We start from the raw sequence: 26,798 nt of genomic DNA, 5'->3' as shown, positions 1-26,798 counted from the left end.
ATTCAGCAAGCAGCGTGGTGAACACCAATGACCATCGTCAACAAGGGCTTTCGCGGACGACGCGGCGAGTCGGTGCGTGAGCTCCCGCCCGGGCAGCATTTGACCGTGGACTTCCCTGTCCTGCAAGCGGGACCCACTCCGCGGATCGATCTTGATGACTGGCGATTCACCATTCGCGACGAGCGCGGCGCTGAACACTCGTGGACCTGGGCCCAGCTCAAACTCCTGCCCAGTGAGCGGCTCACCGTGGACATTCACTGCGTTACCACCTGGTCCAAGCTGGATACCGAGTGGGAAGGCGTCTCCCTGGACACGCTCTTCGAATCGATCGACACCACCGCCAGATTCGCACTGGTCGGTTCCTACGGCGGATACACCACCAATCTTCCGTTGGGCGACCTTCTCGGCGGGAAGGCTTGGATCGTCTATGTCTACCAGGGCGCACCGCTTAGCGCGGTGCACGGCGGGCCGGCACGACTGTTGGTGCCGCACCTGTACTTCTGGAAGTCCGCGAAGTGGGTGAGATCCATCGAGCTGCGCGACCGCGACATACCGGGATTCTGGGAGGGGTTGGGCTACCACAACTACGGCGACCCGTGGCAAGAACAACGCTACGCCGGGGATTGACGACGGTTGTGGATGGTCACCTGAGACCGAAGTTACGGTGGCGAGTCGCGCGTGTGGTGGACTCTGAGCCCGAGACGGAGTCTGCGCACACGATAGAGCTGACCGTGCCGGGCTGGGGCGGCCACTTGGCGGGGCAGCACATTGATCTCAAGCTGACCGCCGCAGACGGGTACACCGCGCAACGCAGCTATTCGCTGAGCAAACCACCCGACGGTGAGCGCATCGAGCTCACCGTGCAGCAGATTCCCGATGGGGAAGTCTCACCCTACCTCGTCGGGCTTGTCGCCGGAGACGAGGTCGAACTCCGAGGACCCATCGGCGGCTGGTTCGTCTGGCAGCCTGACGACGACGCCGCTCGGGTTCTGCTCATCGGCGGCGGATCGGGAATCGTGCCGTTGATGGCTATGCTTCGACAGCGGGTAGTGGCGGGCAGCGCCGACTTTCGGCTGGTCTATTCGGTGCGCAGTCCCGGCGACGTGTACTACGCCCAAGAGCTGAGCCGGCTCGAGCGCGAATGCGGCTGGCTGCAGGTTGGGCTGGTCTACACCCGCGTGGCCCCAGCGGAGGCGACTCGGCCGCCGGGGCGGGTCCGTATCGCTGACATGGCATCCGAGTGGGCGTCAATCGTCGGCACACGCGTATACGTCTGCGGTCCAACGGGATTCGTAGAATCGGTCACCGCGATGCTGATCGAGCAGGGGCATCAACCGTCAGCGATCCGGACCGAGCGGTTCGGGCCGAGCAGCCAATCCGAAAGCGAGAAGTGGTGACCGAACCAACGCACGTCGACGGTAACGCGGCCGCGGGCGTCTTCGCAGAAGTACTGGGATTCGACGTCACCACCGCGACGTTGACTTGTGGGAAATGCGGTTGCGCCAGGGCCTTCGCCGAATGTCACGTCTATCAACGCGGACCCGGCATCGTGGTGCGTTGTCCATGCTGCGGAGACGTCCTTGCCCGCCTGGTGCGAACGCCCACCGAAGTGTGGCTCGACTTCCGCGGTGCCCAGTCTTGGCGTGTCCCGATCCCGGCCCCCTGATGGAGTCCCTCGACGCACTTGCCCGCCGCGTGGGTACCGCCGACATCGTGGATGCGATGGGGCGACTGCGGCGGCGTCCACGCCATGCGCCGGTTTCCACCCGGGTGAATTACCCAGCCGGATGAGGACACCTCACCCCACGCCGACGGATAGTTGTCGTTGGATCCGGGTTGTGGGCCCCGGACCGACCGTCCTGTTCGGACAAGCAGATCGGTCGCAAGGCAACAATCGACGAGGAGAAGAGGCCGAAGCATGGCTGAACTCGAGTTCTTCGACACCCCCGGGTACGGCGAGCTAGCCCGCACTCGAAACCACTACCGCCAAGCTCTTCGCATCGGTGATCGCATCGAGATCTCCGGCCAAGGTGGCTGGGACGCGGACTTCGCCATGCCGGCCACACCCCTGGAGGAGGAGATAGTCCGGGCGTGCGACAACGTTGAAAAGACGCTCGCTGAGGCCGGCGCCAGCTGGCGCGACGTCGTGAACGTCCACTCCTACCATGTCCCCACGACCCCTGATTCCATTGGGACTGAACATATGGCGGTGATGGTGGACCAGTTCCGCAAGCGATTCGGCGCGAGTATGCCGCTGTGGACCGCGCTAGGCGTTGAAGCGCTCGCATTGCCCGGCCAGCGTGTCGAGATCGAGGTCGTCGCGATCGTCGACTCGGGCAGGAAGTAGACGTCTGCACTCAGTCGCGAGGTCGGAGGCACGGGTGGACCGAATATTTCATTCCCTGATTGGTGACCCGCCCGGCGCGGTCGATGCGGCCGTCAAAGCCTCGGCGCTATTCCTCACCGCTGCAATCCTCTTTCGTTTCATGGAGCGCCGGACCCTCGCCGAATTTGCGCCATTCGACTGGATCGCTGCGGTGGCGGCCGGAGCCATCGTCGGTCGGGCTGCAACCGCCAGCGATAGCTCATGGCTGAACGCAACCTCGGCGCTCATCAGTCTTCTCGTCGCCCACGCTGTACTAGCGAGATTGCGCTTCATTCCGGCGATTCGACGTGTCATCGATCCGCCTCTCAAAGTGCTGATCCGCAACGGACACGTCGACCGACGCAACCTTCGTCGATGCGGAATGACCACTGCCGATCTCGAGGCTGTGCTACGACAGCACGGACACGAGAGCTCCGATCGTATTCACCTGGCAATCTTCGAAGCCAAGGGCGCAATCTCAATTTTGTTGACGGATGTAAAGGGGAAACCGGCCGGATGAACCGGACAGCTACGTCCGGCTTCATGAAGAGAGATCTATCGAAGCGCTTTTCACTACGGCGTATTTCGCTGGCGACGTCGCGGACGGACACAGTTCAGGACAGATGAAGAGGAGGGATTCGATGAGCACCGTGAGCAACGGCCTCATAGGTTGATGGCGTGTCCGGTGAGTGCATGGAAGCACTCCTGTAGTCCCTCACCCAGAGTGGGATGGGTGTGCACGTTGCGGGCCAGCTCGGTGGCGGTCAGGTCCCAGAGCTGGGCTGCGGTGAGCTCGGGCAGTAGCTCGCTGACTTCGGCACCGACGAGGTGGGCTCCGAGTAGCTCGCCGTGCGCGGCGTCGGCGATGAGTTTGATGAAGCCCGCCCGTTCGCCGAGGCCGTGCGCCTTTGCGCTGGCCTGCATGGGAAACGTGGCGACGCGAATATCGCGGCCGGTGGCGCGGGCCTGGTCTTCGGTGTAACCGAAGCTGGCAACTTGGGGTTGGCAGAACGTCACTCGTGGCATCATGCGGTAGTCCAAGGGCATGGTCGGCGCGCCGGCGATGGTCTCGGCGGCGACGATTCCCTGGGCCGAAGCGACATGGGCCAGTTGCACTTTGGCGGTGACGTCGCCGATCGCGAAGATGTGGGGAGCCGAGGTGCGCATGTAGTCGTCGATGTCGATTGCCCCGCTCGTCGTGAGGTGCACGCCGAGCCTGTCGAGGCCGAGGTTCTCGACGTTGGGGCAGAATCCGATGCAGATGAACGCGCGGGCGGCGTCGACTGAGGTGGTGTGGCCGCTGCCGTCGGTGTGGGTAACGGTGACGCGGTCGCCTTGGTCGATCACCGCGTCCACCCGGGTATTGGTGTGGATGGGGATGCCGCGGCGTCGGTACTGGCGGGTCAGTTCCTTGGAGACGTCGGTGTCTTCGTTGGGGAGTGCGCGGTCAGCGTACTCGAGAATTTGGACGTCGACGCCGTAGCTGTCGAGGATGTAGGCGAATTCCATGCCGATTCCGCCGGCGCCGATGATGATGATGGACTCGGGTGTCGTCGCATCGAGGATCTGCTGTTCGTAGGTCACGATGTTCTCGCTCAGGGTGATCCCGGGCAGCGTCCGCACTCGTGAGCCAGTGGCGATGATGGCGTTGTCAAAGCGGAGGGTGCTCGTGCCGCCGTCACGCAGCTCGACGTCGAGTGTGTGGGCTCCGGTGAAGCGGCCGCGCCCGTCGATTTCGGTGATCTTGTTTTTGCGCATGAGGAAGTGCACGCCACGCACCCGGGCGTCGGCGACTTCGCGGCTGCGTGACACGGCACGGGCGTAGTCGAGGTGGATGTTGCCGCGGATGCCGAACTCGTCTGCCTGGTGCTTCAGGATGGAGGCGATCTCGGCGTTGCGCAGCAAGGCTTTTGACGGCACGCAGCCGGTGTTGAGGCAGACCCCGCCCCAGTAGCGTTCTTCGATGATGGCGACGGCCAAGCCGAGTTGGGCTGCGCGGATGCCAGCGACGTATCCGCCCGAGCCGGCGCCGACGACCACCAGGTCATATTCCGGGGGTACTGGTGCACTCATCGCGAGGTGCCTTCCTTGGGTGATAAGTAGATCGTCGGTCGCCGGCGCCGAAACCTTCCCAGGCACATCGGCATCCGACTCGGCTGTTCGTCCCACTCAATCGGCTGGGACCGCCACGAAATGTTCGATGGCGATGACATTGCGCGCGACCTGACTGGTGAGACGATGGCGCGGCAACGCTCTATCGCAAAGTCGCAGTGCTGTTCTGGGGTTCACCGGTTAGTGCCCCTTCTTTTTCGTCCGACATGCTTGCGGTTTGGCCGCGGTGTCAGTGCGAACCATCGGTGAGACACGGCGGCTTGCCCGAGAGCCGCGACCTGCGTAGAAGCATCCGCAACTCTTTATCGACCAGAGTGTCGCCGAGCCGGGCGAGATGTCATCGCCCTCGTCACCGATTCACCCGGGTGAGGGTGACCGGCGGGCGCGGCCGTTCGGTCGTTCGCGCGTTGTTACTCCGCGGCAGCAACGCTTTCCAAGACCACCGCTACTCCCTGGCCCGAGCCAATGCAGACCCCAATCACCCCGTAACGGGCGCCTCTTTCAGCCAATTCGATCGCCAACGTCAGCAGATAGCGAGCTCCGGTAGCCCCGAAGGGGTGTCCGATCGCCACCGCGCCACCATTGGGTGTCAGCTTGTCATCGGGAACCACGAAACCGTCCAGCTGGTTTGGTAATTCCCGCAACACGCCGAGTGCCTGGGCGCTGAACGCCTCATGCACCTCCCACACGTCGATCTGCTCGGGGACAAGCCCGGCCCGGCGGATCGCGGCCGGAATCGCCCATGCGGGGGCCACCCCCATAATGAGGGGATCGATGCCATAGACCGCGCTCGATATCACTCGGGCTAACGGCTCGATGCCGAGTTCGCTGGCTCGCTCTCCGGAAGCGATGACGACGGCACTGGCGCCATCACTCAAAGGCGAGGAGTTGGCCGCGGTCATTTGAGTCGTTCCGGGCTGGGCCGGTAAAGCCGCCAGCACCTCAGCGGTGGTGTCATCGCGGATGAACTCGTCATGTTCTGCTAGGCGGGCGGGCGCCTTCTTTGTCGCTGGGATCGTCACGGTCATAATCTCTTTGGCCAGTCGACCTCGATCACGAGCGGCCTTGGCGCGTCGCTGGGATCGCAGCGCAAAGGCGTCGATCTCCTCGCGGTTCAGCGAGTAGCGGTCGGCGACATTTTGCGCGGTCTCGATCATGCTGATGTAAGCGTTGCGGGCCAGTAGTACCGCATTGGGCGGTCCTCCAGCACCGCTCCACATGGTGTCGAGCATGACAACCGGACCTCGGGGGCTGAACGCGGCTTCGCCCTTCATCAACGCCCACCCCGACCGCGACATCGACTCGACGCCACAGGCGATACCTAGCCCGAGGTCGCCGGCCTTGATCGCATGGCTGATCGTCACCGCCGCGCTGAGCGATGATCCGCAAAATCTGTTCACGGTGGCCCCGGCCGCGGTGTCAGGAAACCCCGCGGCCAACGCCGCCCAGCGGGCGATGTCGCCCATGCCCTCGTGAGCCGGGTTCACGCACCCCGCCACGATGTCCTCGACGGCATCGAGCGGCACACCCAGCCGGTCACACGCGCCCTTCATCGTCATGCCCAGCAGGTCGTCGGCCCGAATACCCGACAGCGTGCCGCCATAGCGGGTGAACGGGGTCCGTACACCCCCCAACACATAGGCCTCAGTCATCGTCGTACTTTTCGAATGCATCGGGTCCGCAAGGCCTCGTGTGGGTGAGGTGAGCCATCCCGCCGGCTCACCCGGCCACGCTTCCCGAGATTATTCGAGGCGATTCTGACGCACACCACCTAAACCGCCTTGAACTGCTGCAGTCGAATGACGTCAAGCATCATGCGCAGTTGTGATTCCTCTGGGTTGCCGGCGTAGCTATTCAGCCAGACCGCCAGCTTCGAGAATATCGATACCGGCAACGGGATCGGGTTTGACAAGAGCGTGGTGAGGATGCGCTTGATCGCGAGATAGCCTTCCCCGCATCCCAACTCGACGAAGACAAGCGTGCGTTCGTAGCCGGTCAGACCCGACGTCACCGCATCGGCCAGTAGCCACGCCATGTCTTCATCGGAGATGGTCGGCCCGGAATTCGTGGGACGCGATTGCGCACGCGAAATGCAACTCGCCGGGTGAAGAGTCGTCGACGACGCCAATCGGGCCAGGGCACGTTTCATGTCAGAAACCACCTGGGTCGATAGTCTCTTTGGTCTCAAAACCTGTGCCCACGTGTTGGTTTCCTTCCCGGGCTCCGCCGGCGGCGGCTGGACGACTCGTTTTTGGCTATGCTTCCGGTCCAGTCGCCACCTACGTGGGCCTAGGCTGCGCCCCGCTGTGTGGCCATGAACCCGGCGACATCTGCTCTTCGATAAGCATGTCCGCACGCGGGGTGAATCGTCATCACCCAGCTATCTGCTCGCCCGGGTGATTCGTGCGATGCGTTCAGACGGAACGGAACCGGCGCAGCGGCATTCGTCTGGTGACCACTGGTGATTGTGCGGTGAGGCAGACCCCTCCGACATCATGATGAAATGTCAAGGTGCGCGGTGTGAATCGGTCTTCGGCCTCGAACCGCAGGGACACCGCGAGCTCAGTGCGTTCGGCGATACCGGTGTAGCGGATAACCACCGTCGGATCACCGCTGATCGTATCCAATCGGATCGGGGCCGTGACCATCTCATACCTGCGTTGAGCGAACCGGGAGCCGGAGGGGGTGGCCCCGATGATATCGACGCAACACTTGGCGATCAGAAGATCGATCTCGGCTAACACCTTCGCGGTGACCATGATCGACGCGCTGCCCGTCGGACGCGTCCCGCGCGCCGCGGCGCTCACTAGTGCGCACGCGCCCGTCAATACGACACCCTCACCCATCGTTAATCACGCCCTGGATTCGGCTTTTACCGGTACAGCCGCCAGCGGTAACACCGAGTGAGCGGCAACCTCATCCGCAGAATGTGTCAGTCCGTTTGACCGGCTCCGCCTGTCCGCGGGTGGCGTCGATCGAGTCCGCAAGCAGCCAGAGCGCCAAGCCGATGAGCGCAATGTCCTTCATCAAGAATTCCCCGTCGGCGGACAGAACGGGAAAGCCGCCAGCAGACGCCTCGCCGACTCCGGGAGTGGTGATCATGAAACTCAGCGTGATCACGAAGAACAGTGAGGCGAATAGGCCGCCCACCACGGACGCCTTCGGGAACCACGGCTTGACGGCAAGCAATGCTGCGGTGATCAATTCTATTGATCCGTTCAAGCGACCAAAGGCGTCGATCGACATGATTTCGTACACCCAACTCAGGAGCGGGCTATTGGCCACCCAATGTGAAATGCCGTGGGATTCATAGTAAGTGAACTTCATGGCGCCGAACCAGGCCAGGACTATCACCAGACCGTATCGTGCGGCCACGGGCGCCATGTGAATCGCTCGAAGCCTTGCCCGGCCGCCGGTCAACGTGGTGGTGGCCTCATTGTGTGACATGCGGTCTCCCGTCCTGACTGTGTCATTTCACCGCATGGCCGGTGCCGAACTGACCGCCTTGGTTGGCGGCGCAGTTGGTCGAGACGTTGATCCAGGCGGTTATCAGTGACCACTATCTCTGCGCAGTGGGCGAGCTGTCTTCATCCGCGCGCACAATTCACCCGGGTGAGACGCCGACGAGGAAACCTCCTGCGGCACGGATTCTCTTCGATCGCCCGGGTGCACCATCCGTCGGCTCGCCGAGGTGATCACTGGAGGCGTTCTCGGATGAGATGATTCCCGGCCGGCCGGCCGGCCGGTCCGGTTTGGGGCGGGAAGGCGGATTACAGCAGGCCGAGTTCTCGCGCCCGGCCGACCGCCGAGCTGCGTTGCTCGACGCCAAGCTTGCGGTAGATGGCGCGCTGGTGGGTCTTCACGGTATTGAGCGAGACGTATAGCCGCTCGCCGATTTCACGTCGCGATAACCGGGTTGCGAGCAGGCGAAGAACCTCGAACTCTTTGGGGGTCAGCTCCTCAGTGACCGGGCACCGCTCATGGCGCGACGTCACCGCGACGCCCGCCCTTCGCTCTGCCGGAGCCAGCAGTGTCGAGGCGATGCCGGTGTCCGTGCAATCGCGCACCAGTGTGCCGACCTCCTCGAGGATTGCCCTGGCGGTCTCGCGGTCGCCGAGATGCTCGATGATCTCCGCTTTGATCGACAGCGCCTTGATCACCTCGGGGATTGCTCCTCCTTGGCGCGCGGACATGACGGCCATGTCGGCGGCGGCGAGTGCTGCAGCCGCGTCACCGCGCACCCGGAGGAGTTTGGCCGTGGCGAGAGACACCATCACGTCGACGAGGTGTTCCGGATCCGCCAGGTCCCGGGCGCTGCCAGAGGCCCGGCGGATCTGACGTTCGGCGTCCGCCAGCTGGCCATCTTCGGCCGAAATCAGTGCCAAATGGCCCAACGCGTATGTGCGGACGCGACGATCGCCCACCTTCTCGGCCAGGTGTGCGGCCCGCCGGAAGGCGGCTTGCGCCTCACGGGTGCTGCCAGAGAAGTACAGCGCGGCTCCATATAAGCAGTAGGCGCTGGATTGGCCCAGCGGTCCTTCGGCGAGATCGAGGGTGATAGCCCGCCGAGCGGTGTTCAGCGCCGCGCCGACGTCCGCCGTCTTCAGCGAGTGAATCGCGCGCAACACGACGACCTGAGCGCAGATAGCGCTGTCATCCGCGCCGTCGGCCGGCTGTCGGCCTTCAATGGTCCGGATCCACTCGGCCGCGCCGTCGAGTTCACCAACGCTGAGGGCGATCCACGCGCGGGCCACGCTCAGCCTCGGATCCTGTCGAACGGTTTCTTCGGGCAGCAGATCAAGCATGCCCGAGACGGTCGAGACGCCGCCCCCGTTGAATTCGTCGACCCAGTCCGCGGCGATCAGGTCTGCGCTTCGCGCGATATCACCGCCGGCGACCAGGTGGCGGACCGCCTCGTCGATGAGGCCCTCGCTCTCAAACCAGGTTGCGGCTCGTCGGTGCAGATCGGCGACGAGGTCGGGCTCGCTGCGACGCAGTTCGGTGCGCAGCAACTCTCCGAACAGCTGGTGGTAGCGATACCAGTTACGCGAGCTGTCCAGTGGCACCAGAAACAGGTTTTCACGTTCGATCTGCTGCAACACCAATGCTGAGCCAGACGTTTGCAGCAACGCATCGCACAGCGCAGCGCTCAGCCGTCCCAAGATCGACGTGCGTAACAGAAAGCTGCGCAGCTGGGGTGGCTGACCGTCGAGCACCTCGGCCATCAAGTAGTCGACGATATGGCGATTGTCGCCGGCGAACGTCCGGATGAACGCGGCGGCATCAGCGCGTCCGGCAAGCGAGAGAGCGGCGAGGTAGAGGCCGGCAGCCCAACCCTCGGTGCGTTGGTGCAACAGTTGAATATCTGCGTGGTCTAAGTCCAGTCCGAGCACGTCATTCATCAGATGGGTCGCCTCGATAGCCCCGAACCGCAAATCGTCGGTGCGGATCTCAGCAAGCTCACCGCTCGCCCTGAGTCGCGCCAACGGCAACGCCGGATCCGATCGGGTGGCCAATACCAAGTGCAGATTCGCCGGCATCCGGCTGATAAAGAACGCAAGCTGTTCATGGACTGCTCGATTTGCCACCAAGTGGTAGTCATCGAGGATGAGCGCCGTCGGGCTTTCGATCGTGTCCAGATCATTCAGCAGCGTAGGCAGAACCACCTGCACTGGGTCGGCGCCCAACGCGAGGAGTTCGACCGCGCGAATCCCCACCCCGGGATTGGTCTTCTGCAGCGCGGCGACCACGTACATCCAAAACCATACTGGGTCGCTGTCAGCGGGATCGAGTGACAGCCAGCCAAATCGCCTGTCCTCACCCGCAGCCAGGGCCCACTGCGCCAGCAATGTCGTCTTGCCCCATCCCGCCGGCGCGCTCAGTAGGGTCAGCTTGCAGCGGCGCCCCGCCGACAGTGCGTCGAGCAAGGCGGTGCGGTGAACGAGCTTGGCCGCAATGGCCGGGACGTGCAGTTTGGTGCCGAGGAGAATCGTGCGGGCGGCGGCTTCTCCGACCCCGTTGTCGCTGTCGTTAGCTGACCCAGTCATGTCCGAACTCCGCGAATGCGTTGAATCCACCAGCCGGGGTGGAAAACTCGGTGTTGAGGCCTCCGGAGTGGGCGCTCGCGTCTCGGTATCCCAGTTTGTCCCGGCGGGGGCGGCCAGGCTCGTCGTGACCGGCAGTAGCCGTGAACCCGTTGAGTCAGATGCGTTCCCCGTGATGACCTCCGGCGTGCGTCGCCGGTGGCCGTTTGGGCCGGCGGGCCCTCGTCCCACCACCGGCACAACGGTTTTCTCGCGAGCCACGCTAATGCTGTGTCCGCTCACCGCAATTTCCCTCTTCTCGCATCGATGCGATGACTCCGCGTCTCGACATGGGGTGACCGAGGTCTCAACATGAAACGCCGTGAGAGCGCCGGGGTGCTCATGGTCGTCGGGTAACCAACACGTATCCACCGACGCCGAATACGACTGGCAACATCATCAGCATCCCCAACAGTGTGCTCATCATCGTTTTCTCGATTCCGCTGTGTCGTTTGCTCTCGGCGCCACTTCCCGGTTGAGCGGCCGCGGTCACGGCGTTCCAAGAGTCCAATGACTACGTTGGCAGCGGGGGAGCGCGGTCACCATCGCCCAGCGGGTGATGTTTAGAACCGGGTCGGTGTATACGTAGTGGCTTCGATATTTGACAGCCCTGTCAATCCGACCGCCGCATGAAGGTGAATCACGCCCGACCCCGTCGGCCTAAGTGTGCGTGCAGACGGACAAAGAACCCCATTCGAGACAGCGATGTGGGGACATCCGAGCAACTCTGTGAGACGAAGGCCTGACGCGATCAAAGTCATTGCTGGGAAATGGTTCTCGTTCTTCAGGGCGATCCGTGCGGCGAACAACTGCGGCGATGCGATCGGCCGGCCGCGGCGGGTCGTGATGTTGGGTACTTTGCATGGTGGTCGGCGGGCTGAGACGCGCTTGCCGCAGCCCCAGCCCGCCGAACGGTCAGCATGAGGATCGCGTAATCCCCAGTGAATCGTGTGCGCAAAGGGGAACCGGACCAACCGGGTCACGACACTCGCTCCTCACCTGCCACGGGTGATGTATTACGCGCCGAAGTGGCATGGCTCATAGGAAAGTCATCGTCTGGCGGCGGGTCTGACGCCGCGCATGCGCCTGCTTCATCGGCCCTGAAATGGTGATAGTCGGCGGCGACGCTGGAGCTGATCGCTTCGGTGACCACCTGCGGGACTTCATGCAAGAGCGTGTGCCCGGCGGCGTGCCGGTGAATGAGAGTCGCCGCCGGGATACCGTCGGCCAACTTGCGGGCATGCCACATCGGCGTGAGCTTGTCCGCTCCTCCGCTGATGATGGTTGTCTTGGCCGTGATGGAGCTCAGGGTCTGAGAGCAGTCGTACTCCCTCAGACCGAGCAGGAAGCCGACTTTGGTCGCCGACGGGGTCGCGTTGACGGCGGCCGCGGACATAGCCACCAACGATTTCGGTGCGGATTCACCGTATCCGCCGTGCCTGGTCAGTGCCGCGCACACCGGACGGGCGAGCAATTGAACAACCTGATCGGTCCCCGCGCGCGGCATGCGGTGTACGAGGTTGTAGATCATGCTTGTCGCCGGGGTGTTCAGCAGCCGACCGAGGCCGTGTGAACCAAGGCTCCCCGCGGCGGTCGCGACGAGAACGAGGCTTTCCGGCTCAACGGGACGCGAGCTGGCTGGCCGGCGTAGATAGGCCAAGGCTGTCATTCCGCCCATCGAGTGTCCCGCCAGGGTGAGAGGGCCTGTAACGCGAAGCGCCACCAGCACCTCGGCGAGGTCGTCAGCGAGTCGGTCGATCCGGTACGTGTGCATTGGCGCATCGCCGGAGTCGCCGTGGCCGCGATGATCGTAACTGATGATCCGGATATTGTTGCCCCAGAGGCGAATTAGCTGCGTCATCTGGATATTCCACGACTCTTTGTTCAGGCAAAAACCATGAAGGAGCACGACCGTATGGCCGGCGGCGTGAGATCCCCAGTCCCGAACGGACAGCGAGACGCCATCGCTCGTGGTAACCGTGCGGTTGCAGGCCAGTGATCGGCGTGTGCCCAGCGTTCGCCTCCGGCCGCGCCGCGGTGCCTGCGTGTGGGACCGTCGCTGCACTCCAAGCGTCGTGTTCAACATTGTCTCGGTCTTTCGCTTGTGTGCTCACCGGCACGGTGTCTGGCCTAGCTGGACCGCCGGGCCGGCGGAGTACGTGATCAGGGTCGACTACTACGGTCGTCGTGCGGCCAGCGCAAAACCATCGCCCGGAGGTTGATGTTTAGGCCCGGATGGATGCAGTACTAGGCGGTCCCGTATTTGGCGCCGGTCAATCGGAGCCGCGCATCAGCTGCGCCAACTCGCCACGGGAGGCAATTCCCAATTTGGCAAACGCGTTGTGCACGTGTGTCTTCACCGTATGCGGGGAAAGATGCAGTTGCTGCGCGACGGAGCGGTTGGTCGCGCCCTGGGCGATGAGGTTGACTACCGTAAGCTCGGAGTCGGTGAGGCTGTCCCAGCCCCTTTTCGCCCGCGGCTGGGCGACGATGCGCCGTTCCACGCCTAATCGGCGCAACTCGCGGCCGACCCGACGGGCATCTGCAACCGCTTCGCATTGCACAAAGGTGTCGAACGCCTTGTTGAGGCCCTCGATCGCCTCCGCATCGCGTCCGGCGCGCACGAGTTCACCAGCGGCGTCTTCGAGGGCACCGGCGTGGAGAAGCGGACGCCGCGTACTAAGCGCGCCGGCAGCCTCCAAAAGCGCATCGGCGTCACTTTCCAGGATTCCGCGGGCCTGCTGGGCGACCGCCGCGAACAACGCCACACCGGGCCGCTCGCGTTCCAGCACCTCGATGCTCTGCAGCACTCGCGCGCGCAGCCCGGCGTCCCCGGCTGCCGAAGCCACCCGCGCTGTCAGCGTCAGCTGATCGAACACGTTAGGCCACAGCGGTGTGATGACACGCGCGTTCTTGCCGCCGAGCCAGCGCGCCGCGTCGCCAACGTCGCCGCGGTCCCACGCGGCAAGGGCGACCACATAAGCCGCGCCGCCGGACAGCAAGGGCGAGGTGCTGGAATACAGGGCTGTCGACTCAGACACCAAGTCTTGCAATAACTTTCGGTCACCTGTTCGCGTCGCTACCTCAGCCAGAACAAGAATGCGCTCAACGTTGACCTCGGTACCGTTGGCCCATTCACGCCGAGGCAGCGCCTCGATGGTGTCGCGCGCCGCGGCCAAGCGACCCGCCGCCGCATGAACCATCCCGCCGAGATGGGTCCAGCCGGGAAGCGCCATCGCGTTGCGTTCGCGACGGGCCTTCTCGGTGCCCTCGGCGACCTGCACGCTGGCCTCCTCCAAGCTGCCCACGCAAACAATCAGGCCTGCGCGCCGCTTGGCGGCATATATGCCGCCGAGGCTTGCCTTGCCCCCGCGCGTCAATACATCGACCTCGTCCATGCGCCGAAGTGCGCGCACCGCATAACCGTCCTGGTAGTCGTTCAGGGCAACCGCGGTAGCGCTGACGATCCGGGCTTCCACATCACCGGTCGCGGCGGCTTCGGCCGCGGCCGCTTCCGCGGCCGAAGCGTCCGCATGCAGGCCGTTGACCACCTCGAAGTAGGCCACCCATGCCTGATGGCGCGCCCTGATGATGTCGTTGATGCCGACCAACTGCAGCGCGCGACGTAACTCGGCAATGCGTTGCGCCGGATCCTCGGTGCCCGCGGCGATGCCCAGCCGAATCTCGGCTTCGTCGTCTTGGGACAGCTGCGTTGCGAGCGCGCTGTCGGCAAGCGCCTGAGCCTCGTCATAACGGGTCGCTCGATTCAGTAACTCCACCGTTTCGGCGACCAGTGGGCCGTGCTCAGCGTCGTTGGCGGGCAGTAGCTCTAGTGCGCGCTTGCTCAAGTCCGCGGCCCCGCTGGCATCGCCGCGGCCGACCGATTGGGCGGCTAGGCGCAGGGCGTCGATCGCCTCGCGGTCTCCGGGTTCGGCGCTGCGTGCCAGCTGGGTGGCGACCTCGGCTGGGGCCGCGCCCATCCCGAGCATGACCGAGGCGGCTTGGCGCTCCATGGCCCGCCGCAGGGACTGCGGCAACGACTGGCGGGTGGCCTCGCGCAGCAAGTCGTGCCGAAACCTCAACCGCTCGCCGTCTTCGATGAAAAGATCCGCGCGCACCGCCTCCTCGAGCGCCGACAGCAACGAGGCGGGTGAGCGTTCCAGCATCGCGGCCAGCAAGCCAGCCGAGAACCGGTCGGGCAGCACCGCGGCCACCCGCACCACTTCCGAGGCGCCATTGGAGAGCAGGTCAAGTCGCTGCTGCATACCGGCGCCCAGCCGCCGCGGCAACCCCTGTCCGGTGACCATCGCGCGCCCGCCGGAGAGATTGAGCCTGCCCTCCTCGCCGAGCCCCCCGACAAGCTCGCTGACCAAAAACGGGTTCCCGTGCGCCTTGGCGGCCAGATTCAGCAGCGACGCATCCGCCCGCGCCCGCACCGCGTCTTGAACCATGTCGGCGACCGCATCCGGCGTCATGGCCCCTAATCGCAAGAATGTGGCATTCGCGCGTTGCAGCACCGACAACGTCTGCTGCACCGCCGGCCGACTGGCCCCGGTGCGGGCCGTCAATACCCACAACACAGCGACATCGGGCCGCATCGCGGCCAGCGACCGCAGCGCCAACAGAGTGGCGCTGTCGGCCCAGTGAATGTCCTCCAGGACGATGACCAGCGGCGTTTTCGCGGCCGCCGCATGAATGGCTTCGGCCAAATCGTGGACCACCCAGTAGCGGAGATCCGCCGAGGTGCCCAAGCGACGCAACGCCTCCGCATCACCGACCGGGGGCTCCGCGCGCAGGGTTGCCATGAACAGCGAGAAAAACGGCACCGTCTGCTGATATTCGAACGCCTCACCGAACAGTGCCCGAACACCGGCCTTCTCGGCAAGCAACAAGACCTCGGTGAGCAACCGGCTCTTGCCGATGCCTGGTGGGCCCTCGATGACGAGCACACCCCCGCGCCCCCGGGCCACCGCATTGACCCGCGCGCCAACCGTTTTCAGCTCGTCTGCCCGCCCTCGAATCGGCGGGGTGATCAAGCGTTGGCCGCCGACATCAAATAGGCCGGTTGAAGACCCCACGGGAATCCCTGTCTTCCATCTACCGGACTGCCACTGCAGTGCACACCATTCTAGGTGTGCACGTCACCCAGGGTCGCGCATGAGCCGCGCCAGTTGGGAACGGGAAGTGATGCCCAACTTGGCGAAAGCGTTGTGTACGTGGGTTTTCACGGTGTGGGGGGAGAGATGCAGCTGCGTGGCGACGTCGCGGTTGGTCGCGCCCTGTGCGATGAGGTTGATGATCTTGAGTTCGGAATCGGTGAGGCTGTCCCAGCCGGTTTTTGACCGCGGGTGAGCCACGATGCGCCGTTCCACGCCTAATCGGCGCAATGTGCGGCCGACCCGGCGGGCATCGGCAATCGCCTCACACTCGATGTAGGTGTCGAACGCCGCGTTCAGTTCGTCGATCGCCTCGGCGTCGCGCCGTGCGCGAGCCAGCTCGCCGCCGGCGTCCTCGGCAGCACTGGCGTACAGCAGCGGCCGCGGAAACCCGCGAAGCGACTCCGCAACGGCCACCAAGGTTTGGGCATCGTGTTCGAGGATGCCACGGGCATAGGCGGCCACCGCCGCGAACAGCGGCAGCGCGGGCCGTTCACGTTCCAGCACTTCGGTGGCCTGCAGAACCCGCGCGCGCAAGCCGGCGTCACCGGCGGCCGAGGCCACCTTCGCACCCAGGATCAACCGAACCAACGCATGGGGAAAAAACGGCGTCGCCAGCAGGATGACGTCGCCGAGCCAGCGCATTGCGTCATGAACATCGTCCCGCTGCCACGCCGCCCGCGCGAGCACATACGCCGACCCTCGACGTATGCCGGCGGAGCCCGTGGAGTGGGCGGCACGGGCGTCATTCACCATCTGCTGCAGCAAGTTTCGGTCATCGGTGTGTGCCGCCACCTCGGCGAGGATCACCATGCGAAGTACGTCGTGCTCGGTTGCCCCCGTCGGCTGGGGCGGCGGAAGGCGCTCCGTCGCATCGCGAGCGGCTGACAGCCGGCCCGCGGCGAGGTGGACAAGCCCGCTAAAGACGGCCCACATGGCGAGAGCCATCGCGTTGCCTTCCCGGCGGGCTTGCTCTGTTCCGTCGGCGATGCGGGCCGTCGCGTCGTCCAACCGGCCGACGACTGCCAGGAGGTTTGCGTTGTACATTCCGGCATACGCATGCGCCAACGCTGTTTCATTCGTGTAAGCAAGCGGGCGGAGCTCCTCGAAACGGCGTAGCGCGCGGGACGCGTACCCCTCACCAGCATCGAGCAAAGCGTGGGTGAGGCCGGCCATGATCGTGGCCTCGATATCACCGGTGACTTTCGCGGCTGCGGCCGCCTCGTCGGCGGCCGCGCGTCGTTGGCCGCCTTCGTCGAATATCAGGTTGTACGCCAGCCAGGCCAGGTGCCGGACCCGGGTGACCTCGCTGATGCCGCTCAACTCAAGCGCCCGTCGATTCTCTTCCACCCGCCGCTGGTCGGTGTGCTTGGTGTGCACCGGGAGCCGAAGACGGATCTCGGCCTCTACTTCCGGCGATGCCGCCTCCGCGAGCGCCGAGTCGGCCAATTCTTCGGCCTCGCCGTAGCGGCTGGCCCGGTTGAGCCACCCCACCGTTTCCGCGACCAACGATCCATATTCGGTGTCGCCGGCGGGCAGTAGTTGCAGTGCGCGCTTGCTCAAGTCCGCGGCCGCGCTGGCATCGCCGCGGCCAACCGCTTGCGCGGCCTGGCGCAGTGCGTCAATCGCCTCTCGATCTCCCGGCTCGGCGCTGCGCGCCAGCTGGGTAGCCACCTCGGCCGGGGCGGCCCCCAGGCCAAGCATGGCCGATGCCGACTGACGCTCCATCGCCCGCCGCAAGGACTGCGGCAACGACTGCCGGGTGGCCTCGCGCAGCAGGTCGTGCCGAAACCTGAGGCGCTCACCGTCTTCGACCAATAAATCCGAGCGCACCGCCTCCTCCAGCGCCGAGAGCAACGACGTCGGTGGCCGGTCTAGCATCGCTGCCAAGAGCTCGGCCGAGAACCGGTCCGGCAGGACCGCCGCCACCCGCACCACCTCCGACGCACTACCGGAGAGCAGATCCAGTCGCTGCTGCATGCCGACTCCCAGACGGCGAGGCAGCCCGTGTCCGGTGGCCACCGCCCGGCCGCCCCTGACGTTCAGTCGGTTCTCCTCATCCAGGCCGCCGACAAGCTCGCTGACCAAGAACGGGTTCCCATGCGCCTTGGCGGCCAGATTCAGCAGTGACACATCGGCTTCCGCACGCACTGCGTCTCGGACCATGTCGGCGACCGCATCAGGTGTCATGGCCCCCACTCGCAGAAATATGGCATCCGCGCGTTGCAGCACCGACAACGTCTCTTGCACCGCAAAGCCGCCCGCCCCGGTGCGGGCAGTCAATACCCACAACACCGCCGCATCCGGCCGCGCGGTGGCGAGCGACCGGAGCGCCAACAGCGTCCCGTTGTCGGCCCAGTGGATGTCCTCCAACAGAATCGCCAGCGGGGTCCGAGCGGCCGCGGCATTAATCGCGTCGGCCAAATCGTGCACCACCCAATACCGCAGATCGGCCGAGCCACCTAGCTGGCGCAACGCCTCTGCGTCTCCGACCGGGGGATCGGCGTTGAGGGTGGCCATGAACAGCGAGAAAAACGGCACCGTCTGCTGGTATTCGAACGCCTCCCCGAACAGCGCGCGCACGCCGCACTTCTCGGCCAGCACTAACACCTCGGTCAGCAACCGACTCTTTCCGATGCCGGGTGGCCCTTCGATGACCAGCACGCCGCCGCGGCCCTGCGCCACCGCGGTAACCAGTGCGCCGATCTTTTTCAGCTCGTCCGCCCGTCCTCGAATCGGAGGTGTGACCAGGCGTTGGCCGCCGGTGTCGGATAGGCCGGCTGGAGGCCCCATCGGGTGTCCTGTCTAGCGTTTGATTACCGGACTGCCATTGCAGTGCACGTCATTGTAGGCCGTGCACGGCATCAACGAGATTTGCTGTCGATCAATCGGCGCTGCGGATGCGCTGGCTCAGTTGGGCTCGGGAAGTGATCCCGAGCTTGGCAAAGGCATTGTGCACGTGTGTCTTCACGGTGTGCGGGGAGAGATGCAATTGCTGCGCGACTGAGCGGTTGGTCGCGCCCTGTGCGATGAGGTTGATGACCCTGAGTTCGGAATCGGTGAGGCTGTCCCAGCCCGTTGCCGCCCTCGGGTGCGTGACGATGCGGCGCTCCACCCCTAGTCGGCGCAACATCCGGCCGACCCGGCGGGCATCGGCAACCGCTTCGCACGCGACGTAAGTGTCGAAAGCCGCGTTCAGGTGGTCGATGGCCTCAAGGTCGCGCTCTGCGCGAATCAGCTCGGCGCCGGCATCCTCGGCAGCGCCGGCGTAGAGAAGCGGCCGCGCCGACGAGTGAAGCAACTCCGCGGCAGCCACCAATGCTATGGCGTCACGCCCGAGTATGCCGCGGGCATATCCGGCAACCCCTGAAAACAGCGGGACCGCGGGCTGCTCGCACTCCAGCACCTCGGTGGCCTGCAGGACCCGTGCGCGCAAGCCGGCGTCACCGGCGGCCGAGGCCACCCGCGCACTCAAGATCAGCCGATCGAAGGCATAGACCTGTAGCGGTGTTCCGAGCAGGGCGATGTCGCCACCGAGCCAGCGCACCGCTTCATGGACGTCGTCGCGCTGCCAGGCCGCCAGCGCGAGCACATACGCCGCTCCTCGACGGATCGCAGGTGAGCCGGTGAAGTAAGCTTTTTGTGCCTCATTGGCCATCTGCTGCAACACGTTTCGGTCATCCGTGTGCACACCCACCGAGGCCATCACCACGATGCGGAGCAGGTCCGGCTCGCTCACGCCCGTCGGCTGTGGGGGCGGCAGGGACTCAGCCGCATCGCGAGCGGCCGACAGCCGGCCCGCAGCGAGGTGAACGATCGCACCAATGACAGTCCACATATTGAAGACCATCGCGTTGCCTTCGCGGCGGGCCTGCCCAATGCCGTCGGCAATCCGGCCCGCCGCGTCGTCCAACCGCCCGAACACTGCCAGCAGGATGGCGTAGTACATCGCCGCATAGTGATGCGCCAAGGCCGCATCATTCGTGTAGCCGAGCGAATGAAGCTGTTCGAGGCGGCCTAGAGCGCGGACCCTGTGCCCCTCGCCAATGTCGAGCAAAGCGAGGGTGACCTCGGCCATGATTGTGGCCTCGAGATCACCGGTGGCCGTCGCGGCGGCGGCAGCCTCGTCGGCTGCCGCGCGCTGTTGCCCTCTCTTGTCCTGCAACACAAGGTTGTAGGCCAGCCACGCCAGATGCCGTGTACGGGTGAGCTCGCTGATGTCGCCCAACTCGAGCGCTCTGCGATTTTCCTCCGCCCGCCGTTGGGTGCTGTGTTTGGTGTGCGCCGGGAGCCGGAGGCGGATCTCGGCCTCAACTTCGGGCGAGACCGCCTCCGAGAGCGCCACGACGGCCATTTCTTCGGCCTCGCCGTGGCGGCCGGCCCGGTTGAGCCACTCCACCGTTTCCGCGACCAGGGATCCACGCTCAGCATCTTCGGCCGGCAACAGCTCCAGCGCGCGCTTGGTCAAGTCCGCGGCCGCACTCGCGTCGCTGCGGCCAACCGATTGCGCGGCTTGCCGTAATGCCTCGATCGCCTCCCGATCTCCGGGTTCGGCGCAGCGTGCCAGCTGGGTGGCCACCTCGATTGGGGCCGCGCCGATACTCAGCATGACCGACGCCGACTGGCGTTCCATCGCCCGCCGCAGCGACTGCGGCAATGACTGGCGAGTGGCCTCGCGCAACAAGTCGTGCCTAAACCTCAGCTGCTCACCGTCTTCGACGAATAGATCCGCGCGGACCGCCTCCTCCAGCGCCGAGAGCAATGAGACCGGCTGACGGCCCAGCATCGCGGCCAGCAAGCCTGCCGAAAACCGGTCCGGCAGCACTCCGGCGACCCGCACCACCTCCGAAGCAGTGTCGGAGAGCAGGTCGAGTCGCTGCTGCATACCCACGCCCAACCGTCGCGGCAGCGCATTTCCGGTGGCCATGACTCGCCCGCCGCTTGCGTCCAGCCGATCTTCCTCGGCCAGGCCCTGCACAAGCTCGCTGACCAGGAACGGATTTCCGTGCGCTTTGGCAGCCAGATTCAATAGGGACTCATCCGCCGGCGCCCGCACCGCGTCGCAGACCATTTCGGCGACCGAGTCCGGCGTCATGGCCCCCAATCGCAAAAATGTGGCATTCGCGCGTTGCAGCACCGACAGCGTTTCTTGCACCGCCGGCCCACCGGCGCCGGTCCGGGCGGTAAGCACCCACAGCACCGCGGCATCGGGCCGCGTAGCGGCCAGCGACCGCAACGCCAGCAAGGTCGCGTTATCGGCCCAGTGCACGTCCTCGAGAACGATCGCCAACGGTTTTCGGGATGCGGCGGCGTATATGGCGGCCTGCAGGTCGCGCACCACCCAGTAGCTGAGATCGGCCGACGTTCCCAGGCGGCGCAACGCCTCCGCATCACCGACAGGAGGATCCGCACGCAGGGTCGCCATGAACAGTGAGAAAAATGGCACCGCCTGCTGGTACTCGAACGCCTCGCCGAACAGCGCCCGAACACCGGCCTTGTCGGCCAGCGCCAAAACCTCGGTCAACAATCGGCTCTTCCCGATGCCCGGCGGCCCCTCGATCACCAGCACGCCGCCGCGCCCCTGAGTGACCGCGGCGATCAGCTCGGCGATCTCCTTCAGCTCGTCCGCCCGCCCCCGAATCGGCGGTATGCGGAGCTTCCCCGATGGCCTTGCGATGCTCACGCGAACCGGCGCCCCCCGACGTGCAGTAGGCGGGCTGTAGGCCTCTCAGTCGTGTCGTCCACAGATTCTCGCAACCGCTAGCGCTGGTAGTTAGTGTATGCGAATAGCCAGGACACCGATCGGGCCGTACGTGCCCACCCTCGATGCTGGGCGCCCAGCGACGCCGACACCGCGCTACTCAGCACCGCGATTGGCGATGGGCCCAGCGTGCGCGTTCGGGGAGCCTAGTCATTTCCTCACCCGGGTGATTGATGCCGCGGGGTGAAGACAGCTCACCCGCAGGGCGCCCAAGCTTGACTCCGGCAGGACCTACGCCCCAATGGCCGGGCGAATGCCAGACACGCAGCACGCCCCAGCAGTAGGTGATTCGGGAAAGGACTAAGCGATGTGCGCTGAGTCAGCCGGCAACAACATCGGATTGGGCGGCGGACCCGGCTCGGCGACCTACACCTCGGCATGAGGCAAATCCTGCGGTTCGCCAGCGTGCTCCTGACATCGTGGGGGATCGGACTACTGGTTGCGGCGTGGATTGTTCCCGGAGTCGTGGTCTCGATACCGGGATATGTCGTCGGAGTGCTGGCGTTCACCATAATGCAAGCAAGCCTGTCCTTTTCGATCATGCAGATGTCACGCGAGTACGCGTCATTGCTGCTTGGAGGCGCGGGCTTGGCATTGACGATCGTCGCGTTGACCCTCGCTTCGCAATTGACGCACGGGCTCACCATCGATGGCGCGCCATCCTGGCTGGCGACGACGGTGGTGGTGTGGCTCGTGACCACCATTGGGGCGATTACGCTGCCCGAGCTGCGCAACCGGGCCGGGGCAGGCTCGACCTGAATCGCGCATCCAAGCGGTCGCACGCCCCGGTGGTCCGCATAGAGGTCGGGCATTTCGTGCGGGTCCGCCATGGATGGATTGTTGGTCACCGGCGAGACGACGAAGGGGAGTGCTAATGGGAGACACGCATGATGATCCGACGGATCACTGCCGCACCACGCAACCCCACGCGGGTATCGCCGTGAAGGACAACTTCTTCTGGCCGGGTTTGGTTCTGCTGGCCGTGGCCACGTGCGGGCTGATCAGCTCGGCAGCAGAAGCCGCCTATGGGCGCTACGAATGGCTCTGCACCTCGGTGCTCGTTGCCGTTCTCGCCACCGTCGCCGCGACGCTGTGGCTCACCATAGAGCTTCGTCGCGTCACGCGCATCGATGCGCGGTGGGACGCTGCGCACACAGGGAGTCGTAGACCTCCGCCCATACGCTGATCACCACTTGCGAGCATCCCGGCGACATTGACGGGCAGGGGCGTCCTATCCCGCCGTCATTGTGTCATGTTGCGCAACAACACAAATAGCTCGTCCCTGTCTTGGGTCAAGAAGTTCGCGTGCGCTCGTGACACGAGCAGCACTCATCAAATCGCCCGGGTGAATGAGCCGACCGGGTGATGACCACTCGTCCCGGGTCGATAAATGCTCGCATGACAGATCGCGAGCGGACGTACGTGGAATCGGCCAAATGCCGACCCCAAGGGCCGCATCAGCGAGCAGCGGGTCGCGATGACGGGACGCGCTGCTGCGTGATCGCGCGGAACTCCATAGCCACGAATTGGAGAAGACCAGATGAAGCGCCGCCCATCCCAACGATCACCTGCCGAATACGGCCCGGGTACCGGCCGGTCATCGCGGCTGCTGCAACGAATCTGGGACGCCGCCGCCCTTGCCCGACGGTGGGCGCACCGGAACGGAGATGACGCGGTGGACGCCGCCCTCGGAATCGAGCAGCAGCTGAACACGTTGCGGCCCATTTGTACTGCCCAAGGGCTGTCGAGCGGCGAAACATGCGGCGCGCCCGCAGTAGCGGTCGCCGAGATACATGCTGTCGACGGATGTGACCAGGTGGGGCTAAACACGGACGGCGACCTCGTTGAGGTGCTGTGTGAGGTCTGCTTGGAGATGGTCCGATGGGCGATGGCGACCTACGTGGACGACAAACGAGAGATGGCTTCCCGACGAGGCGCCAGCCCGGTGTGTGCGACCTGCGGACGTCCCACTGGATACCTGCGCAGCATCCTCGCTGTGCGTCCGATCGGGGCGGAGTGGCTGGCGTTGTGAATCGCCTACGCAACGCTTTCCTGTTCGTTGCTGTGGTCTCCGGTGACTACGCCGTTCTCACGTTGATCGACGGTCAGCCAATCGATTTCGGTGTCACCGCCGCGGGCTGCGCGGGAGCCGTGGCCACGGCGAGGTTGATCGCCCTCGCCGACAGCCGGCGCCGCCGAGCGGTGGCGCGAGGACGCACGGCCGGCTGGCTGCACCGTGGCTAGCGGCTCAGGAGTGGCGCCGACAGGCATGGCCCGTCATGCCGGGGCACACACAACAACGTGCACGACCAGATTCGCTGAGTGCCGGGCGCGCCAGGAATCGGCTCCGGCCCGTGCTTCAGGTCCGGCCGTTGGCAGCCGTTCACAGACGCCGGCCATGGCGTCTCCGCGCTCACCCGGGTGAATCGGCCCGCCGGGTGATGACGACTCACCCCCCGTCAGTGAAGCCTTAGTCAGGAGCTGACGAGCGGAGGCTAAGTGCGGTCGACGATGTATCGGATCTGCATTCGAGGCCGCCTGACGGAGCGCCTCGGGTCCGCTTTAGAAGGGATGCGCCTCCAGCCCGGTGTGCACGAAAGCATGTTCACAGGTGAAATCCGCGACCAATCACAGCTTTACGGGCTTCTCGACCGGGTCCGTGATCTCGGCCTTGAGCTCGTCAGCGTACAGCCCGAGCCCGGGGCTTCCCCGACAACCAAAACCCGTACCGGCAAGCGCGTCACTGGCAACACGATCTTGCGTGTAGCGGAAGACGAAAAAGGGAGGCAACCAAGATGTTTCTGAAAGCAGCACTTGCCGCGCTGACAATCGCTATGACGCTCGCACCCGGGGCCCAGGCCGAGCCGGATCCGGAGAACTTGGATCAAAAACCGGTTGTCCGAACAGTTTTCAACCAACCTACCAATGTCCCGGGCAAATCACTGCAAGCAGTGACCGTCAGCTACCCGCCCGGAGCCAAAAGCGGAGCGCACCACCACGCGAAATCGGCGTTCATCATGGCCTACGTCATCTCCGGGGCGATCCGCAGCCAAGTCGAGGGCGAGCCTGCTCGCGTCTATCACGCCGGTGAGACGTGGCGTGAAGCTCCCGGCGCGCACCACACCATCAGTGAAAACGCCAGTGCCACCGAACCCGCCGAATTGCTAGCAGTTTTCCTGTTAGACACCGGAGACGGACCGCTCACGACCGACGACAACGCAGAATGAACTTGCCGGGGCGAACCGCCATGAAACCGTTTGGAATGATCCGCTCTTGGCCAATCATGCCCATACATGATCCGATTCGCATTGTCCGAATCGCGCTACGCTTTTCGCTGGCAACGGCCTTCCTGTCGGCCGTAGCCGATCGATTCGGTTGGTGGAAGCCGTTCGGGCAGGGTAGCTGGGGGAGCATGGGCTCCTTCGCCGACTACACCCACCAACTTATTCCGTTTGCTTCTCGTCGTTTACTGACCGTCATTGTGTGGGCTGCCACCGTAACCGAGGCGACGCTGGGACTCTTGCTCCTGACCGGGTGGCGGCCGAAGCTTGTCGGTGCAGCGACTTCCCTGGTACTCACAATATTTGGCATCGCGATGGCTGCATCGCTCGGCGTGGAAGCGCCGCTTAGCTACAGTGTCTTCTCCGCGGCCAGCGCCGCAGCGGCTTACGCGGTCCTCGGCACGTTGAGCCGGTTTGGGAGTGCGTGCCCCGACGCGAGCCACCTCTGTCAGACGGGCGAATCAGCGAAACGCGACCGGACGTACCCATCTTCGGAAATGAGGCGAGATGAAGGCTAGTAAGCAATTTGACGTGATCGTCATAGGCGGCGGGGTGGGCGGTGTGGCCGCCGTGCGGAAGCTGGCTTCGGTTGGCCTTTCGGTAGCCCTCGTCGAGGATCGCCTCGTCGGCGGCGAGTGTCATTACTGGGGCTGCAACCCGAGCAAAACCCTACTTCGCCCAATCGAGGTGTTCAACCTCGCGAAGTCGGTTCCTGGTGTGCGAGAAGCTTTCTCGGGAACGAAATTAGATCTTACGGCCGTCTTCTCGAAACGAGACGAACTCATCGAGCACCTCTCGGACCAAGAGCGGACGGCATCATTGCAGCAAGCTGGTGTAGCAGTGTTTCACGGGTTCGGCCGGTTGAGCGGCGAACGAACGGTGCGCGTGGCCTACGCCCTCGGAGATACCACCGAAGTCGTCTTGACTGCACGCCACGCGGTCGTGCTGGCCACTGGCACGCGTCCGTACGTGCCGGGGATACCTGGTCTGGCGCAAGTGCGTGCGTGGACCAATCGGGAGTTGACGACCATGACACGGGTGCCACCACGCGCTCTGGTGGTGGGTGGCGGCCCCGTCGCCGTCGAGTTCGCGACCATCCTGAGCGGGTTGGGGTCATCGGTAACGCTTGTGGTGCGCGAGGACACGCTGCTGTGCAACTGCGAACCCGAAGCTCGCGATCTGGTCGCGCAGTCACTGCGCAGCAGTGGCGTCAAGATTCATTTGGAGACACAGTTGTCGGCGGTGGCCCGACCCGTGGCGGGCGGACCCGTCACCGCGACTTTCAACGGCCGCACCATCGAGATAGACGAGGTCGTCTTGGCCGCCGGACGACGCAACAACACCGACGGCATCGGACTGGAAACCATCGGCCTGACGGGCGGCGAAAGCGTTTGCGTCAACGACCATCTCCAGGCGGTCGGTGTCACGGGCGACTGGCTATACGCTCTCGGAGATACCACTGGGCGTGCGCGGTTGTCTCACATCTCCACCTACCACGGACGTCTCGTGGCCGAAATCATCGTCGCGCGGGCCGCGGGACGGGAGCTGGCCGACAACGAATTGGCCGCCCGTGATGCCGGCAGCCTGGCGCAGGTTATCCACACTGACCCTCAGGTCGCCTGGGTGGGCCGCACCGAAGGTCAAGCCCGGGCAGAAGGGTTCGCGGTACGGACGCGAACGGCCCGCTACCCCGGCGCCGTGTCATTCCTCGCCTTATACCGTGATGGGTTTCAAGGCTGGGCGAAACTGGTCATCAACGACGAGACCAACACACTGCTCGGAGCGACATTTGTCGGCCCACAATTCTCCGAACTGGTTCAAGCGGCCACGCTGGCCGTCGTCGCGAAAATCCCGGTCACTCTCCTGCGCCATGCGGTCGCGCCGCATCCGACGGTCAATCAGGTTTGGGATCCGCTACTCGCGGAAGAGTCGGAACTTTCGGCGTTGCTGAGCACCGCGGCGCAGAAAGCGCAGAAAACCGCTTAGGCGCATCAACCCGTCAATCTCGGTGTTCGAGAGGAACCACGATGACCTACAACT

22 protein-coding genes are annotated in these 26,798 nt (G+C 64.7%); 12 read left to right on the top strand and 10 right to left on the bottom strand.

The window, feature by feature from the left end; all coding sequences use genetic code 11:
• The first annotated feature begins 27 nt into the window (after positions 1 to 27).
• The 5 genes from A5702_RS24590 (at position 28) to A5702_RS26035 (ending at position 2,885) form a co-directional block, all read left to right on the top strand.
• Positions 28 to 627, top strand: a complete 600-nt coding sequence (locus A5702_RS24590; RefSeq protein WP_067275623.1) for a sulfite oxidase-like oxidoreductase — start codon at positions 28 to 30, stop codon at positions 625 to 627.
• A gap of 8 nt (positions 628 to 635) precedes the next feature.
• Positions 636 to 1,397 (top strand): ferredoxin reductase, encoded by a 762-nt coding sequence (locus tag A5702_RS24585; RefSeq protein WP_068224592.1) that lies wholly within the window; start codon positions 636 to 638, stop codon positions 1,395 to 1,397.
• The gene (locus A5702_RS27100) at positions 1,391 to 1,666 is read left to right on the top strand and encodes a DUF6510 family protein (RefSeq protein ID WP_082956190.1); all 276 of its coding nucleotides are present in this window, start codon (positions 1,391 to 1,393) and stop codon (positions 1,664 to 1,666) included. Before A5702_RS24585 ends, A5702_RS27100 begins: the two co-directional genes overlap by 7 nt.
• 252 nt (positions 1,667 to 1,918) lie before the next feature.
• Positions 1,919 to 2,347, top strand: a complete 429-nt coding sequence (locus A5702_RS24580) for a Rid family hydrolase (RefSeq protein ID WP_067824228.1) — start codon at positions 1,919 to 1,921, stop codon at positions 2,345 to 2,347.
• A gap of 34 nt (positions 2,348 to 2,381) precedes the next feature.
• Positions 2,382 to 2,885: a DUF421 domain-containing protein gene (locus A5702_RS26035; protein WP_067784451.1), complete on the top strand. Its 504-nt coding sequence runs from the start codon at positions 2,382 to 2,384 to the stop codon at positions 2,883 to 2,885.
• A 143-nt stretch (positions 2,886 to 3,028) separates the two neighbouring features.
• Here the strand turns inward: A5702_RS26035 and lpdA are convergent, their stop codons facing one another.
• From lpdA to A5702_RS24530, 10 genes are all read right to left on the bottom strand, one after another.
• The gene (gene lpdA, locus A5702_RS24575) at positions 3,029 to 4,438 is read right to left on the bottom strand and encodes a dihydrolipoyl dehydrogenase (protein WP_067309096.1); all 1,410 of its coding nucleotides are present in this window, start codon (positions 4,436 to 4,438) and stop codon (positions 3,029 to 3,031) included.
• Positions 4,439 to 4,887: 449 nt separating this feature from the next.
• Positions 4,888 to 6,129 (bottom strand): thiolase family protein, encoded by a 1,242-nt coding sequence (locus A5702_RS24570; protein ID WP_068016956.1) that lies wholly within the window; start codon positions 6,127 to 6,129, stop codon positions 4,888 to 4,890.
• Positions 6,130 to 6,248: 119 nt separating this feature from the next.
• Complete coding sequence (locus A5702_RS24565) at positions 6,249 to 6,626, bottom strand: tryptophanase (protein ID WP_231965200.1); 378 nt, start codon at positions 6,624 to 6,626, stop codon at positions 6,249 to 6,251.
• A 265-nt stretch (positions 6,627 to 6,891) separates the two neighbouring features.
• Positions 6,892 to 7,236 (bottom strand): hypothetical protein, encoded by a 345-nt coding sequence (locus tag A5702_RS24560; RefSeq protein WP_197506687.1) that lies wholly within the window; start codon positions 7,234 to 7,236, stop codon positions 6,892 to 6,894.
• A gap of 157 nt (positions 7,237 to 7,393) precedes the next feature.
• Positions 7,394 to 7,924, bottom strand: coding sequence for a YkgB family protein (locus A5702_RS24555; RefSeq protein WP_067309102.1), 531 nt, complete (start codon positions 7,922 to 7,924; stop codon positions 7,394 to 7,396).
• Positions 7,925 to 8,247: 323 nt separating this feature from the next.
• Complete coding sequence (locus A5702_RS24550; RefSeq protein ID WP_068224586.1) at positions 8,248 to 10,524, bottom strand: LuxR C-terminal-related transcriptional regulator; 2,277 nt, start codon at positions 10,522 to 10,524, stop codon at positions 8,248 to 8,250.
• Positions 10,525 to 11,539: 1,015 nt separating this feature from the next.
• The gene (locus A5702_RS24545) at positions 11,540 to 12,556 is read right to left on the bottom strand and encodes an alpha/beta fold hydrolase (protein WP_255378695.1); all 1,017 of its coding nucleotides are present in this window, start codon (positions 12,554 to 12,556) and stop codon (positions 11,540 to 11,542) included.
• A 277-nt stretch (positions 12,557 to 12,833) separates the two neighbouring features.
• On the bottom strand, positions 12,834 to 15,638 hold the full coding sequence (locus A5702_RS24540) for an AAA family ATPase (protein WP_156669739.1): 2,805 nt from the start codon (positions 15,636 to 15,638) through the stop codon (positions 12,834 to 12,836).
• A gap of 63 nt (positions 15,639 to 15,701) precedes the next feature.
• Positions 15,702 to 18,509 (bottom strand): LuxR family transcriptional regulator, encoded by a 2,808-nt coding sequence (locus tag A5702_RS24535; protein WP_067824202.1) that lies wholly within the window; start codon positions 18,507 to 18,509, stop codon positions 15,702 to 15,704.
• A gap of 91 nt (positions 18,510 to 18,600) precedes the next feature.
• A complete protein-coding gene (locus A5702_RS24530; RefSeq protein ID WP_068224583.1) occupies positions 18,601 to 21,399 on the bottom strand; it encodes a LuxR family transcriptional regulator in 2,799 nt (932 codons plus the stop codon).
• 456 nt (positions 21,400 to 21,855) lie between these two features.
• On the opposite strand from A5702_RS24530, the gene A5702_RS24525 reads away from it, so the two are divergent.
• From A5702_RS24525 to A5702_RS24500, 7 genes are all read left to right on the top strand, one after another.
• Entirely contained in the window at positions 21,856 to 22,236 is a 381-nt protein-coding gene (locus A5702_RS24525; RefSeq protein WP_067824197.1) for a phage holin family protein, read from the top strand.
• A 115-nt stretch (positions 22,237 to 22,351) separates the two neighbouring features.
• Positions 22,352 to 22,663, top strand: coding sequence for a protein UsfY (gene usfY, locus A5702_RS24520; protein WP_067275576.1), 312 nt, complete (start codon positions 22,352 to 22,354; stop codon positions 22,661 to 22,663).
• Positions 22,664 to 23,293: 630 nt separating this feature from the next.
• Positions 23,294 to 23,509 carry a hypothetical protein gene (locus A5702_RS27095; protein WP_231965198.1) on the top strand — a complete coding sequence of 72 codons (216 nt, stop codon included), beginning with the start codon at positions 23,294 to 23,296 and terminating at the stop codon, positions 23,507 to 23,509.
• On the top strand, positions 23,506 to 23,721 hold the full coding sequence (locus A5702_RS24510; RefSeq protein ID WP_068077068.1) for a hypothetical protein: 216 nt from the start codon (positions 23,506 to 23,508) through the stop codon (positions 23,719 to 23,721). The genes A5702_RS27095 and A5702_RS24510 overlap by 4 nt, the downstream gene beginning before the upstream one ends.
• Positions 23,722 to 24,272: 551 nt before the next feature.
• A complete protein-coding gene (locus tag A5702_RS24505) occupies positions 24,273 to 24,704 on the top strand; it encodes a cupin domain-containing protein (RefSeq protein ID WP_067275569.1) in 432 nt (143 codons plus the stop codon).
• 56 nt (positions 24,705 to 24,760) lie between these two features.
• Complete coding sequence (locus A5702_RS27090) at positions 24,761 to 25,276, top strand: hypothetical protein (protein WP_231965205.1); 516 nt, start codon at positions 24,761 to 24,763, stop codon at positions 25,274 to 25,276.
• Complete coding sequence (locus A5702_RS24500; RefSeq protein ID WP_067824193.1) at positions 25,266 to 26,744, top strand: NAD(P)/FAD-dependent oxidoreductase; 1,479 nt, start codon at positions 25,266 to 25,268, stop codon at positions 26,742 to 26,744. The genes A5702_RS27090 and A5702_RS24500 overlap by 11 nt, the downstream gene beginning before the upstream one ends.
• Positions 26,745 to 26,798: the final 54 nt, after the last annotated feature.

Origin of the sequence: Mycobacterium sp. E3339, assembly GCF_001666915.1 — a bacterium.
Taxonomy (GTDB): domain Bacteria; phylum Actinomycetota; class Actinomycetes; order Mycobacteriales; family Mycobacteriaceae; genus Mycobacterium.
Note: the sequence above shows the minus strand (reverse complement) of the source record. Positions and strands in the feature narration are given on the sequence as shown.